Origin of the sequence: Corallococcus sp. CA054B, from assembly GCF_003611625.1 — a bacterium.
GTDB lineage: Bacteria > Myxococcota > Myxococcia > Myxococcales > Myxococcaceae > Corallococcus > Corallococcus coralloides.
In genome coordinates, this window is the sequence record NZ_RAVY01000014.1 from 44,315 (window position 1) to 58,356 (window position 14,042).

A 14,042-nucleotide genomic window follows, 5' to 3' on the forward strand; every position below is an offset into this window, starting at 1 on the left:
AAGCAGTTTTATCCGGAAGACTCAACGCCTCATCCGCTCAGCAGCACCGGCCGCCACCGCCGCGGTAGCGGGCCTGGAGGCGGTCGTTGAAAAACTCCGCGTAGGTCATCACTGCCTTGTCCGGATGGTGACGGCGCATGTGGGCGACGTAGGTGTCGTAATCCGGCACGCCAATCATCGACCGCGCGGTGCGCACGGCCTGCCGCCAGCCGCGCTGGAGTGCCTGAACGAATCCGCGCCTCACGGCTTCACCGGGACGGCGGCGGCGGCCACGTAGGGCGTCTCGTGCGACGTGGGCACCGGCGAGCTCCGGGCTCGGAGCGCGGCGCGCAGGCCGAAGAGGATGGTCGCCACCACCACCCCCATGAAGAACACGGTGAGGCCGGCATCCAGGTAGTCATTGTGGATGATGGCCTCCATCTCCTCCACGGACTTCGCCGGGGCGATGAGACGCCCTTCGGCCACCGCCTGGGAGAAGGCCCGCGCGTGGGCCACGAAGCTCACGCGCACGTCGCCGCCGAACACCTTCTGGAAGCCGGCGGTGAGCGTGCACAGCACAAGCCACGCGGCGGGGATGCCGGGCACCCAGACGTAGCGCTCGCGCTTCATCTTCACCAGCGTCACGCAGGCCAGCGTGAGCGCCACCGCCGCGAGCATCTGGTTGGCGATGCCGAACAGCGGCCACAGCGTGTTGATGCCGCCCAGCGGATCCACCACGCCCTGGTAGAGGAAGTAGCCCCAGGCGGCCACGCACAGCCCGGTGGCCAGCAGGTTCGCGCCCCAGGACTCCGTGCGCTTGAGCGGCGCGTACACCAGGCCCGCCAGCTCCTGAATCATGAAGCGCCCCACGCGCGTGCCGGCGTCCACGGTGGTGAGGATGAAGAGGGCCTCGAAGAGGATGGCGTAGTGGTACCAGAAGGCCATCATCCCCTTGCCGGACACCAGCCCGTGGAGGATCTGCGCCATGCCCACCGCCAGCGTGGGCGCGCCGCCCGCGCGGGACAGGATGGTCGTCTCACCGATGTCGCGCGCCGTCTGCTCCAGCACCTCCGGGGTGATGACGAAGCCCCACTGGCTGATCGTCGCCGCCGCCTGCGCCGCTTCGGTGCCGATGAGCGCCGCGGGCGAGTTCATGGCGAAGTAGACGCCCGGCTCCAGAACCGACGCGGCGATGAGCGCCATGATGGCCACGAAGGCCTCCATCAGCATGGCGCCGTAACCCACGAGCTTCGCGTCGCCCTCCGTGGCGAGCATCTTCGGCGTGGTGCCGGACGCGATGAGCGAGTGCCACCCGGACACCGCGCCACACGCGATGGTGATGAAGAGGAACGGGAAGAGGCTGCCGGAGAACACCGGCCCGGAGCCGTCCACGAACCGCGTCACCGCCGGCATCTTCATGTGCGGCGCCGCCAGCACGATGCCCACCGCCAGCAGCAGCACGGTGCCAATCTTCAGGAAGGTGGACAGGTAGTCGCGCGGCGCGAGCAGCAGCCACACCGGCAGCACCGCCGCGCAGAACCCGTAGCCGATGAGCAGCCACGCCAGCGTGCGGCTGTCGAAGGTGAACCAGGGGCCCCAGGTGGCGGACTCGGAGACCTGACCACCCAGCCAGATGCTGAGCATCAGGAGCACGAAGCCGACGATGGACACCTCCAGCACCTTGCCGGGCCGCACGTAGCGCAGGTACAGGCCCATGGCCACCGCGATGGGGATGGTCATCGCCACGGTGAAGGTGCCCCAGGGGCTGTGCGTCAGCGCCTTCACCACCACCAGCGCAAGCACCGCGAGGATGATCATCATGATCATCAGCACGCCCACCATGGCCGTCACGCCGGCCGCGGGCCCCAGCTCCATGCGCACCATGTCGCCCAGCGACTTGCCGTCGCGGCGCACGGACAGGAACAGCGTCACGAAGTCCTGCACCGCGCCGGCCACCACCACGCCCGCCAATATCCAGAGCGTACCGGGCAGGTAGCCCATCTGCGCCGCCAGCACCGGGCCCACCAGCGGCCCCGCGCCCGCGATGGCCGCGAAGTGGTGGCCGAACACGACCCACCGGTCCGTGGGTACGTAGTCCAGGCCGTCGTTGCGGCGCTCCGCGGGCGTGGCGCGGGACGGGTCGACCTGGAGCGCTTTTTCGGCAATGAAACGGCCGTAGAAACGATATCCCAGCATGAAGGTTGCGACCGAGGCGGCCACCAGCCAGATGGCACTGATGGACTCTCCCCGGTGCAGCGCCACCACGCCCAGACAGAAGGCCCCGGCCAGCGCGAGGGCCACCCATCCCAACTTCCGAGCGACTCCACCCATGATGTCTCCCATCAGCGGGCAGGCCACCTCCACCCCGCGCGAGGTTTATAGCGCACGCTCCGCATCCCCCGTCCCGCTCGCGGTGGGGTGTCGGGTGGTGGAGGAAGTTGGCGCGACGCCGTTCTCCTCGTCCTCGCAGGACTGATTGCCGCATGCGCCACGCCGCACGCCACGCCGAAGGCCAGCGCCTCGGACGCGCATGGCGTGTGGCGCTCGCGCGGGTACGGCTGGCTGCTCTCGGTGACGCCGGAGGGCCTGCGCCTGCACCACGAGACGGCTGCGGGGTGCCATCCGGATCCGGCATCGTCGGCGGAGCTCATGGAGATGTTCGGGGTGCAGGAGCCGGGGCCCTCGGCGGACGTCCGGGACTTCCTCGCCGGGCCGGGGGAGACGCGCTACCGCTTCGACCGGCTGGCCGCCCTGCCCGCCCGCTGCGACACGCCGCATGTGTGGAGCGCGCTGGAGCTGTTCGACGTGTTCCGGGCGACCTTCGCGGAGCACTACGCCTCCTTCCCCCAGCGAGACCCGGACTGGCTGGCCCGCCTGGACGCGCAGCGCTCGCGGGTGACGCCGGGCATGGACGGCCGCGCGCTGTTCACCCTCTTCGCGGACGCGCTCCGTTCGCTGAACGATGCGCACGTGGAGCTGATCGCGGGCGACGCGGACTCGGACACGTTGACGTACGAGCCCCAACCCACGGGCACCTTCGCCATGCTGGAGCAGGCAGCCGCCGCGACGGCGCGTCCCGAGCGCGAGGTGCAGCGCGAATGGATGCGCGCCTACCGCGACGGCACCCTCCAGACCGTGCTGCGCGGCGAGGGCCATCATGTCGGAAACCAGCGCGTCCTCTGGGGCTTCGCCGCGCCCCGCGTCGGCTACCTCAACCTGCTGACGATGGGCGGCTTCGTCGCCGGGGAGGAAGGAAGGACGCCCACGCTGGCCCAGGAGCTGGCCGCGCTGGAGCCGGTGCTGGACGAGGCGTTGACAACCTTCGCGGGTGCGAACGCGGTCATCCTGGACGTGAGCAACAACCGGGGCGGCTACGACGCCGTGGCTCGCGCCGTCGCGGAGCGCTTCACGGCGCAACCCGGGCGCGCGTATTCCAAGTGGGCGACGGGCGCGAAGGACGTTCCGCCGCAGGAGTTCACGCTCCAGCCCTCGTCACGTCCGTCCTTCCACGGGCCCGTGTACGTGGTGACCAGCGACGTCACGGTGAGCGCGGGCGAGGTCCTCACGCTGGCCCTGCGCGCGCTCCCGAACGTCGTCCACGTGGGCACGGCCACGCGAGGCGCGTTCTCCGACATGCTCGTCAAGCCGCTGCCCAACGGATGGACGGTGCACCTGTCGAACGAGCACTACGCCGACGCGAAGGGCCAGGACCACGAGGCCCGGGGCCTGCCACCCCAGCGTCCGCTGGACATCTTCAACGGCGAAGACATGTGGCACTCGCACGCGCGCGCCATCCGTGCGCTGGCGGACTCGCTGGTGTCCCCGGAGGCGAAACCCACGCCGTAGGAAGCAGGCAGCCTGTCACGTCGTGCCTGCAGGGCCGGGACGACCTACCTCTCATGCGGAAGCCTTCACCGGCGTTCAAAGAGGAGCACGTCCGATGCCGACCCGTTCACCCACTCGCAAGAGCGTCACGCGCACGCGGCGCCTGAAGGATCCAAAGGGCGGGCTCACCGCCGCGGGCCGCGAGTGGTTCCACGAGAAGGAAGGCGCGAACCTCAAGCCCGGCGTGAAGGGCAAGGAGGACACGCCGGAGAAGCTGCGCAGGAAGGGCAGCTTCCTGCGCCGCCACTTCGCGCACCCGCGCGGGCCCATGGTGGATGATCAGGGCAAGCCCACGCGCCTCGCCCTGTCCGCTCGCGCCTGGGGCGAACCCGTGCCAAAGGACACCGCTGGAGCGAAGCGGCTCGCCACCAAGGGCACGAAGCTCCTGGAGCGCTACCACGCGTCGCAAGAGCGCGCGAAGCCCGCCGCCAAACGCTCCGGCGCCAAGAAGACGCGAACCACCGTGGCCGCCCGCCGTGCGACGGCGAAGAAGCGCGCGCCCGCCACCGCGAGGAAGACCGCGACCCGGAAGCGCGCGAAGAAGTCCTGAGCCCCGCGATTCGCCTCAAGACCGGAGCGTGAGAGGCACGCTCGCCCGGGGAAGCGTGACGTAGTCCGACGGCTCGAAGTGCTCCACCCGGTGGCGGAAGGACGTGGAGGAGCCAGGCCAGAGGGCGGAGTTGCGCCCCGAGGCATCCATGTACCAGCTCCGGCACCCGCCCTGGTTCCATACGGAGCGGGACAGCCGCGCATCCAGGTCGCGCATGAAGGCGTCCTGGGCTCGTGGATCCGGCTCCACGGCGGCGGCGCCCCGGGCCTCCAGGTAGCGCAGCGCGCCCAGCACGTGCTCCACCTGGGCTTCCATCATCAACAGCACGGAGGTGTGGCCCAGGGTGGTGTGGGGCCCCTCCAGGAGGAAGAGGTTGGGGAAGCCGCTCACGGTGGTGCCCAGGAAGGCCCGGGGACTGCCCGCCCACACCTGCGCGAGCGTCCGGCCGTCCCTGCCCTGGATGTGGTGCCCCAGGGGCATGTCCGTCGCCTGGAAGCCGGTGCCGAAGATGAGCGTGTCCACCGGATGGACGGCGCCATCCGCGGTGACGACCGCGTCCTCGCGCACTTCGCGGATGGACGCGGTGACGACCTCCACGTTCGGGCGCGTGAGGGCCGGCAGGTAGTCGTCGGAGACGAGGATGCGCTTGCACCCCATCGTGTACCGGGGCGTGAGCCGGTCGCGGAGCGACGGGTCCTTCACCCCCTTCAGCATGTGCCAGAGCACCCCTCGCTGCGCGAGCCGGAAGATCCACGGGTGCTGGAAGCCCAGGGCCAGGCTGTCGCGCAGGACGCGCAGCGCCTCACGCAGAAGCCACCGCGCGCCCGGCACCCACCGGTACAGGGCCTTTCGCAGGGCGCTGTTGGGCTTGTCGCCCCGGGGCAACACCCACGCGGGCGTGCGCTGGAAGAGGACGAGCCGGCCCACCTCCGGCTGGATGGCCGGCACGATCTGCGCCGCCGACGCGCCCGTGCCCACCACGCCCACCTGACGTCCGGCCAGCGCGTAGCTCACATCCCACCGCGCCGAGTGCATCACCTTGCCCCGGAAGCGCTCCAGGCCGGGCAGCGGTGGAATCACGGGCTCGCTCAAGGTGCCTACCGCGACCACGAAGACGTCCGCGGTGAGGACGCCGTGGGACGTCTCCAGCACCCAGCGCCGCGTCGTCACGTCCCACTTCGAGGAGAGGACCGCGTGCCCGAAGCGCAGGAAGGATTCCAACTGGAACCGCCGCACGCAGTCATGCAGGTACGCCTGGATCTCCCAGCCCGGTGAGTAGACGCGCGACCAGCCGAGGTTCGGCGCGAAGGAGAACGAATAGAGCAGCGACTGCACGTCGCACGCGCAGCCGGGATAGACGTTGTCGCGCCAGACGCCCCCCACGTCGCCCGCGCGCTCCAGGATGACGAAGTCGTTGATGCCTTCCTGCCTCAGCCGGATGGCCATGCCCAGCCCGGCGAAGCCCGCACCCACGATGGCGACGCGCACGTGCCGCGGAAGAGGGGAAGACACCGGACGGATCTCCTGGAAGCGCTGGGGCTCGGAGCCCCTGACCTTCATGCTGTGCACATTCCACCCGGCTCAGCCCGCCGGGTCGAAGGGCCGGCCCTCGCGCGTCCCCTGCCTCGCGCGTCAGGCCCCCACCACTTCCGCCCGGGTGATGCGGTCCAGCCGGAAGTGGCGCCGTTCGCCAGACGCCAGGTCCACCGCGTCCAGCCGCGTCTCGTGCCGGTCCATCACCACGGACTCGATGCGTACCTCGCGCACCGTCTCCAGGAAGTTGCCGTCCACGTAGGTGATGCGCAGCGGCTGCCGCTCGAACCACGCGCGCTCCAGAGCCTCGCGCACGGGCTTGCGCGTGGGCAGCGACGGCACGCCCAGGAACGTCAGCTCGCGCAGCCGGTCCAGGAGCTCCCGCTGCGCGGACGTGGACAGCGCCGAGCGCACCTTGTCGAGCGCCGACTCCAGCGTCCCCGTGAAGGGCAACAGCCGCATGCCGATGGCGAATCGCCCCAGCGCCACCACCAGCGCCGCCTCGCGCGCGGTGAAGTTCACCGGAGGCAGGCTGTAGCCCCGGTCCAGCGCATAGCCGCCGCCCCTGCCCCGCTCCGCGCCCACTGGCAGCGCCGCGGCGCGCAACGCGTCCAGGTCCCGGTAGATGGTCCGCACCGTCACGCTGAAGCGCTCCGCCAGCACCTCCGCGGTGACGCCGGTGCGGCGGCCCCTCAGGTACTCGGCGAGGGCGAAGAGTCGCTCGGTGCGCTGCATGACGGTGAATCCTGACATACCGCTGTCAGCCGGGGGCCTCAAGCTGCTGGCAGGCACCCGCGATGCGAAGCCCTCCCGACAGCGCCACGCCGCTCCTGTCCGCCCACCCTTGCGAAGCGGGCCCTCGCGCGCCTATGAGCGCCTGGAGCAGCGCCCGCGCGCCGCGCCTTCCGTCCCCCGAGTCCCCGCACATGGTCCCGCCGCCCCATCCGCTGGAGGACGAGTGGTTGTGGGGATGGGACCCCACGCCGGGCATCGTGTCCGTCTGGGCGGAGCCGGACGGGCGCGCCTTCATCTGGAAGCGGCAGCCGGGCACGCACGCGCGCCTGCGCGAGGACGCAAGGTACCGGCCCTGGGTGCTGCTCGCGTCGCTCCAGGACCTGGAGCACCTGGGGGACGCGCTCCGCCCGGAGGGCCCGCCGCCGGTGCCGCCCGTGCCAGGAGCCGTGACGTACCGGGAGCTGGAGGGGCCCGGCGCGCTGCGCTTCCTCGTCAGCGCGGAGGACGGCCGCGCGCTGGCGTCCGCGGTGCTCAAGGGCGCATCGAAGCGGCTGGACCAACGCGTGGGCCACCTGCGCGACCTGGGCCCGGCCGCGGCGCTGGCGCTGCCTCCGGAGGAGCAGTACCTGGTGGCCACCGGCCGCACGTACTTCCGCGACCTGGGCTTCAACGACCTGCGAAGGCTCCAGTTCGACCTGGAGACCACCGGCCTGGATCCATCCCGGGACCGCATCTTCCTCGTGGCGCTGAGGGCCCCGGATGGCCGCGCGGAGACGCTGGAGGTGACGGCGGACGGCGACGCGGGCGAGGCGGACCTCCTGCGCCGGCTGGTCGCGCGCATCCGCGAGGCCGACCCCGACGTGGTGGAGAACCACAACCTGCACGGCTTCGACCTGCCCTTCCTGGACCAGCGCGCGAAGCGGCTGAACGTGCCGCTGGCGCTGGGCCGCGCGGGGCTGCCGGGCCTGCGCCACCGCCCGTCCGCGAGGGGCGCCGCGCTGAACCGGGGGCCCGGAGGCCGTGACGCGGACGCCATGCGCCGCGCGCGCTACACCGTCCCCGGCCGCGAGTTCATCGACACGCTGGACGCCGTGCGCCGCCACGACTTCGCCGCCCGCGACCTGCCCGGCCACGGACTCAAGGCGGTGGCGCGGCACCTGGGCCTGTCCGGACCGGACCGCGAGCTCATCCCCGGCGCGCGCATCCACGAGGTCTTCCTGAAGGACCCGGAGCGCGTGCGCCGCTACGCACGCGAGGACGTGACGGAGGCCGCGGGGCTGGCGCACCTCCTGGGCGGCGCGGCGTTCGCGCTCGCGCGCATGGCCCCCCGGCGCTACGAGCGGCTGGCGGACGCGGGGCCGGCGACGGGCGTGTTGGATCCGCTGATGGTGCGCGCCTACGTGCGCTCGGGCGCGGCGCTGCCGGCGCACGAATCCGGCGACGGCACGTCCCACAGCGGCGCGGCGCTGCACCTGTTCGCCACCGGCGTCGCGCGCCACATCGTGAAGGCGGACGTGGCCAGCCTCTACCCGTCGCTGATGCGCCAGTACCGCATCGGGCCGAAGCGCGACCGGCTGAACGCGCTGCTCGCGATGGTGGACCGGCTGGTGGATCAACGCCTGGACGCGAAGGCCAAGGCGAAGAAGGCCCCGCCCGGCTCCGCGGAGCGCCACACGCACGAAGCCATCTCCGCGGCGATGAAGATCCTGATCAACTCCGCCTACGGCTACCTGGGCGCGGTGGGCCTCACCCGCTTCTCGGACGTGCACGCCGCCAACGAGGTGACGCGGCGCGGACGCGAGCTGCTGGGCTTGATGTGCCGCGAGCTGGCGCACCGGGGCGTGACGCTGCTGGAGGCAGACACGGACGGCGTCTACTTCGCGGTGCCGGAGGCCTGGACGGAGACCGACGAGCGGCGCGTGGTGTCGGAGGTCGCGGCCCTGCTGCCGCCGCGCGTGAAGCTGGAGTTCGACGGGCGCTACGCCGCCATGCTGTCGCACGAACCGAAGAACTACGCGCTCCAGCCCTACGCCGGGCCGCTGCTCCTGCGCGGCGTGGCCTTCCGCTCCAGCCGCGCGGAGCCCTATGGCGAGGACTTCCTGCGCCGCGCCCTCCAGCACCTCCTGGCCGGCGACGTGCGCGCCGTGCGCGACACGTACGTGGACGCGGTGATGGCACTCCGGCGGCGCCAGGTGCCCACCTTCGAGGTCTCCGCGCAGGTGCGGCTGACCAAGTCCCCCTCGCAGTACCTGGCCACGCGCAAGCAGCGCAGGGAGCTGCCCTACGAAGCGCTGCTCACGAACGGCCGTGAGCACTGGTCCCTGGGCGAGCGCGTGCGCATCTACCGCGCCACCGGCGGCCGCGCGGGCCTGCTCCCGGAAGCGCTCACCGAGGACGGAGAGCCCGCCCCGCGCCCCGCTCCGGGCGAGCCCACGGGCGACGACGCGCGCGACTACGACGTCGAGTACTACGTGCGCCTGCTCAAGGACTCGTTCGCGGCCCGGCTCGCGCGAGGCCTGGCCCCGGAGGACTTCGCGACGGTGTTCGCGGACCCGGATCAGCCCTCCCTCTTCACCCCGTCGCTCGCGGACGCGCGGCCCGTGCTCACCGTCGTGAGAGCGCCCCGAGGCCCGGAGTTCGGCGAGGACGCGCAGGTGGTTGGAGCCCCGCCCTTCTCACCGTGACTGGAACGCTGCCGTGTCCCGGTTCCTCCGGGAGTCAGTGGGAGGCGTCTGCTACGTTGCGTCAACTTCGATGGCCTTCTCGTTGATGAAGCGTCTCCCGCCGCGCGCGCTGGTGGTTCCCGGCACCGTGGCCCTGCTGCTCCTGCTTCCCTGGCTCATCTATTGGAGCGCGGTCATCCACCGGTATGGCCTGCGTGACGACTACGCCATCCTGCGTGAGGCGCGCGAGGAGCCGGGGAAGATCCTCCGCTTCTGTGCGTCACAGGGCCGCCCGCTCTACGGCTGGATGCTGGAGGTGTCCGCGAAGGCGGCCGACGGCATCGACGGGCTGATGGGGCTGCGCCTCATGGGCGTGGCCGGCCTGGGAGTGCTCGCGGCGGCGGTGTTCCTGCTGCTGCGCAAGGAGGGCTGGAGGCCGGGCTCCGCCGCGCTGCTGGCGGGGTTCCTCACGGTGACGCCGTCCGCGCAGGTCATCGCCAACTGGAGCATCTGCTGGCCGCAGGCCCTGGCGCTGATGCTGGGTCTGGGCGCGTTCGCCTTCGCCCGCCGCGCCCTCGGTCCGCCGGGAGCGGAGGCCCCCGTCCGGTGGCCGTACGCGCTGGCCGCGGTGGGGAGCATGGCCACCGCGACGCTCATCTATCAGGTGAGCGGCCTGTTCTCCGCGGTGCTGCTGGCGGCGTCGCTGGTGGTGCACCGCGACGTGTCGCTGAAGGACACCGCGCGCTGGATGCTCAAGCACCTGCTGGTGATGGTCGCGGGCCTGGCGCTCGCGTACGCCGTCACCCAGGTGCTGTTCAAGGCGGGCGTCTTTTCGCCCTCGCCCCGGCTCAGCTTCGAGAAGCACTGGGTGGACAAGACCGTCTGGGCGCTCACGCACGTGTTCCCCAACGCGCTCGCGCTGTCCGCGCTCAACGAGGCGCCGGTAGGCGACATGGACGGCTACCGGGCCATGGTGGTGCTGACGCTGACGCTCCTGGGCATGGGCATCGCGGTGGAGGGGCGCCGCTCGGGGCTCGGGGGCGTGGGGCGCTGGCTGCTGGCGCTGGTGACGCTGTCGGGCGCGGCGTACTCGGTGAGCTTCCTCGCCGGGGAGCGGTGGCCCACCTACCGCACGCTCAACGCGCTCACGGGCGTCTGGGCCGTGTTCTTCGCCGCGTCGCTGGTGAACCTGGGCACCATCTGGCCCAGGCATGGCCCGCGCATGGCCACGGGCCTGCTCACCGCGTTCGTCGCCTTCAGCGCCCTGCTCGCGCACGAGCAGTCCCTGGAGCTGTTCGCCCTGCCCCAGGGCCGGGAGCTGGCGGTGATGGAGCAGGGCGCGAGCCTCGTCGTCCCGGACAGGAAGCCGCGCGTCTTCGTCCTCACCGCGAAGCAGTCGGACTCCACCGCGCCCTTCCACTACCTGGACGAGTTCGGCTCCGTCTCCGTGGACGCGGAGTGGGTGGCCAAGGAGATGCTCAAGGCCCTGGTGAAGGAGCGCTTCCCCCGCGAGCGCGACGTGAGCGGCCTCTACCGCTTCGCCGCCGGCCCCGTCGCCCCGGAGCCGCGCAACTACGACATCCTCATCGACATGCGCCGCCAGCACGTGAGCGCCGTGAGCCCCCTCCTCCAGAAGCCCCGCTAGCTCCCCGCGCGGAAGGGGAATCTCAGGGGAAACCCTGATGCGTGCGCTCTGCTCCCACCCGGATTTCCGGGGAGATTCACGCGTCCGCGAGCAACCGGCACGGGCTGGTGCAGGATCGCTCCCACCGGCGGCGTGAATCCGGGTAATGAATCGAGGAGTGAGCTCCACCGCTTCCGCTTCCGCCTGTCCCGGGGGCAGCCCCGTCCCGCGTCGCGGAAGCGGGCCCGGCTTCCCCCTGGCGGCAGGAGATTCCCGCTGATGGGCGGTGAACGTCCGGTGCGGCATGACTGGGTGTACCTGGGCGACCACTGGGCGGAAGCCCTGCGCTCTCCCTTGATCCCGGACGTCCTCGTGCACGTCACGGCGTGGCGGGCTCAAGGCCGGCCCTTCGCCGTCGCCCGCCAGGACCTGCCGGACCGGGAGGACGACCTGCGCCTGGGGCTCACCCTGCCCGGCCGCCGCCACCTGTCACTGCACGTGGCGCTGTCCGCCGTGGAGCGCCACCTGCCGCCGCCCACGGTGCAGGAGGTGCGCGCCACGGCCCCCGCGGCCTGGGGCCCCGCCCTGGACGACGTCATCGCCCTGGGCAGCGCGCTGGATTTGACGGTGGGCGTGTTCGGTTCGCTGGCCTGGCAGCACCGCTCGGGCGTGCCCTTCGTGCGGCCGCTGTCGGACGTGGACCTGCTGTTCTCCCCCGCGCGCTGGTCGGACGTGGAGCGGCTGCTGTTCGGGCTGGAAGCGGTGTCCCGGCGCCACTCGGTGGTGCGCCTGGACGGCGAGGTGCTGATGCCAGACGGCGGCGCCGTGTCCTGGCGCGAACTCGCGCTGGAGCCCGAGCGCATCTGGGTCACCGGCCCCCGCGGCGCCAGCCCCCGCACGCTCCGCGAGCTGCGCGCCCTCTTCCCCTCCGAGTCCTGAAACGCGCAGGGGAAGCACGCGCCGCGTGAATACGCGCGCCCGCCGCCACGTCACGCAGGCCACCTTCACAACCCGTTTCCACCGCCCATTTCGAATGACTCGCGGGGCCTTTCACGCACCGCGCGACACACGGGCGCGCCATCTCCCTGGACAAACCCGGAAGAACGTGAAGGTCGAGGCCCCATTGCGTCTTCCTTCAACAAGAACGTGGGGTTGCAACGAACGCAGAGCAGGCGGCAGGACAGGCTCCCGGCGCCCGGCCCGCTCGGGCCAGGGGCCCAATTGTCACCCTGTGAATGGTTTGGTAAAGGTTGTCTTTGGGGGCGATTGGGGCCTCTCCGTCACGATGATGGGATTCTCCGTACAGCGCTGGGCCGCTTGGGCCCCCGGACTCGTCAATCCTGCTTCCTGGGAAACGTGGCTCGCGACCCCGCATCCGCTCCCCGCGGAAGGCACGCCAGCGCTCGCGGCGATGCCCGCGATGATGCGACGCCGGGTGGATCGGCTGGGCCGCATCGCGTTGCAGGCGGCCTATGACGCGCACGTGGACGCGCCGGACGCGCCCGTCATCTTCGCATCGCGTTATGGAGACCTGGGCCGCTCGGTGGAGCTGCTCACGCAGCTGGCGCGCTCGGAGCCGCTGTCGCCCACCTCCTTCAGCCTGTCGGTGCACAACGCCATCGGCGCGCTCTACTCCATCGCGCGCGGGGACACGTCCGCCTACGCCGCCATCGCCGCGGGCGAAGAGACGGTGGAGGCCGCCTTCACGGAGGCCTGTGGCCTGCTGTCAGACGGCGTCCCCCGGGTGATGGTCGTCGTCTACGACGAGCCCGTGCCCACGCCGTGGGAACACTTCTCCCGGGACGTGGCGTTTCCCCACGCATGGGCCTGCCTCCTCTCCGCCAGCACCGGCGCGGACGCCATCCACCTGGACTGCGCGGACAGCGCCCCGGACTCGCCCGCCGCGCCGTTGGATGCGGCGGACCTTCCGGCGGACCTGCGTGCCCTGCGCTTCCTCGTTTCCGGCGCCTCGCGGTGGGAGCACGCGACGGGCGGCCGGTGTTGGCGGTGGGCGCGCCATGCTTGAGAAGCTCGACCGGCCTTGGCGCATCTTCGCCACCGGGTTGTCCTTCGCCACCTTCGGGCTGGGGGGGCTGGCGCTGCGGCTGCTCTACTTCCCGCTGCTCATGCTCTTCGTGCGCGAACCGAAGCGGCAGCAGCGGCTGGCGCGGCTCGCGGTGCACTACACGTTCCGCTTCTTCGTCGGCTACATGCGCGCGCTGGGCGTGCTGCGCTACGAGCTGCAGGGCGTGGAGAAGCTGTCGCGCTCCGGGCTGCTCATCCTGGCCAACCACCCGTCACTCATCGACGTGGTGTTCCTCATCTCGCTGGTCCCCAACGCGGACTGCGTGGTGAAGGCGAGTTTGGCGAACAACCCGTTCATGCGCGGCCCCATCCGGGCGACGCGCTACCTGTGCAATGACTCCGGGCCCGGGCTCATCCAGGACTGCATCGCGTCCGTGAAGGCCGGCAACAACCTCATCATCTTCCCGGAGGGCTCGCGCACGCCGCTCGACGGGACCATGCAGCTGCAGCGCGGCGCCGCCAACATCGCGGTGCGCGGCCCCTGCGACATCACGCCGGTCATCATCCAATGCGCGCCGCGGGGCCTCACCAAGGGGATGCCCTGGTGGAAGGTGCCGGAGCGGCCCATGCACTACGTCATCCGCGTGGAGGACGACATCCACGTGCCGGCCCAGGACGCGGACGCAGGCGAGGCGGCCAAGGCCGCGCGCCAGCTCACCACCCGTTTGCACGACCATTTCTCCAGGGGGAGCCAGGAACATGTTGGAGCTTGAGCAGGAAATAAAGCGGCTGGTCATCGACACGTTGAACCTCGAGGACCTCAAGCCGGACGACATCGATCCGGCGGCGCCGCTGTTCGTCGAGGGGCTGGGGCTGGACTCCATCGACGCCCTCGAGCTCGGCCTCGCGTTGCAGAAGTCCTATGGCGTCGTGCTGGCGAGCGACTCCAAGGAGAATCGCCGCCACTTCGCAAGTGTTCGGGCGCTCGCGGACTTCGTCAGCACCCACCGCACCCGTTCCTAAGCAGCCCCGTTCAAAACCAAAGCGA

General features: G+C 71.3%; 12 protein-coding genes. 8 read left to right on the plus strand and 4 right to left on the minus strand.

Going from position 1 to position 14,042, the window contains the following annotated elements; all coding sequences use genetic code 11:
• Nucleotides 1–37 precede the first annotated feature (37 nt).
• A complete protein-coding gene (locus D7V80_RS05860; RefSeq protein WP_120587220.1) occupies nucleotides 38–244 on the minus strand; it encodes a YbdD/YjiX family protein in 207 nt (68 codons plus the stop codon).
• Nucleotides 241–2,322: a carbon starvation CstA family protein gene (locus D7V80_RS05865; protein WP_304987108.1), complete on the minus strand. Its 2,082-nt coding sequence runs from the start codon at nucleotides 2,320–2,322 to the stop codon at nucleotides 241–243. Before D7V80_RS05865 ends, D7V80_RS05860 begins: the two co-directional genes overlap by 4 nt.
• A gap of 192 nt (nucleotides 2,323–2,514) precedes the next feature.
• Between D7V80_RS05865 and D7V80_RS05870 the strand changes: the two genes are divergently transcribed.
• Nucleotides 2,515–3,825, plus strand: a complete 1,311-nt coding sequence (locus D7V80_RS05870; protein ID WP_120587221.1) for a S41 family peptidase — start codon at nucleotides 2,515–2,517, stop codon at nucleotides 3,823–3,825.
• A gap of 94 nt (nucleotides 3,826–3,919) precedes the next feature.
• Nucleotides 3,920–4,414 (plus strand): DUF6321 domain-containing protein, encoded by a 495-nt coding sequence (locus tag D7V80_RS05875; RefSeq protein ID WP_120587222.1) that lies wholly within the window; start codon nucleotides 3,920–3,922, stop codon nucleotides 4,412–4,414.
• Nucleotides 4,415–4,429: 15 nt separating this feature from the next.
• Here D7V80_RS05875 and D7V80_RS05880 read toward each other — a convergent pair whose 3' ends face one another.
• Nucleotides 4,430–5,974, minus strand: coding sequence for an NAD(P)/FAD-dependent oxidoreductase (locus tag D7V80_RS05880; RefSeq protein WP_120587223.1), 1,545 nt, complete (start codon nucleotides 5,972–5,974; stop codon nucleotides 4,430–4,432).
• A 72-nt stretch (nucleotides 5,975–6,046) separates the two neighbouring features.
• Nucleotides 6,047–6,682, minus strand: coding sequence for a YafY family protein (locus tag D7V80_RS05885; RefSeq protein ID WP_014398634.1), 636 nt, complete (start codon nucleotides 6,680–6,682; stop codon nucleotides 6,047–6,049).
• A 191-nt stretch (nucleotides 6,683–6,873) separates the two neighbouring features.
• Here D7V80_RS05885 and D7V80_RS05890 point away from each other — a divergent pair, with 191 nt between their 5' ends.
• The 6 genes from D7V80_RS05890 to D7V80_RS05915 all read left to right on the plus strand — a co-directional run bounded on the left by D7V80_RS05890 (nucleotide 6,874) and on the right by D7V80_RS05915 (nucleotide 14,017).
• Nucleotides 6,874–9,366: a ribonuclease H-like domain-containing protein gene (locus tag D7V80_RS05890; protein WP_120587245.1), complete on the plus strand. Its 2,493-nt coding sequence runs from the start codon at nucleotides 6,874–6,876 to the stop codon at nucleotides 9,364–9,366.
• An 85-nt stretch (nucleotides 9,367–9,451) separates the two neighbouring features.
• A complete protein-coding gene (locus tag D7V80_RS05895; RefSeq protein WP_233585164.1) occupies nucleotides 9,452–10,990 on the plus strand; it encodes a hypothetical protein in 1,539 nt (512 codons plus the stop codon).
• Nucleotides 10,991–11,248: 258 nt separating this feature from the next.
• Nucleotides 11,249–11,908, plus strand: coding sequence for a malonate decarboxylase holo-[acyl-carrier-protein] synthase (mdcG, locus tag D7V80_RS05900; protein ID WP_120587225.1), 660 nt, complete (start codon nucleotides 11,249–11,251; stop codon nucleotides 11,906–11,908).
• Nucleotides 11,909–12,257: 349 nt separating this feature from the next.
• Nucleotides 12,258–12,995, plus strand: a complete 738-nt coding sequence (locus D7V80_RS05905) for a beta-ketoacyl synthase chain length factor (protein ID WP_120587246.1) — start codon at nucleotides 12,258–12,260, stop codon at nucleotides 12,993–12,995.
• On the plus strand, nucleotides 12,988–13,767 hold the full coding sequence (locus tag D7V80_RS05910) for a 1-acyl-sn-glycerol-3-phosphate acyltransferase (protein ID WP_120587226.1): 780 nt from the start codon (nucleotides 12,988–12,990) through the stop codon (nucleotides 13,765–13,767). The genes D7V80_RS05905 and D7V80_RS05910 overlap by 8 nt, the downstream gene beginning before the upstream one ends.
• A complete protein-coding gene (locus D7V80_RS05915) occupies nucleotides 13,754–14,017 on the plus strand; it encodes a phosphopantetheine-binding protein (RefSeq protein ID WP_014398640.1) in 264 nt (87 codons plus the stop codon). Before D7V80_RS05910 ends, D7V80_RS05915 begins: the two co-directional genes overlap by 14 nt.
• Nucleotides 14,018–14,042 lie beyond the last annotated feature (25 nt).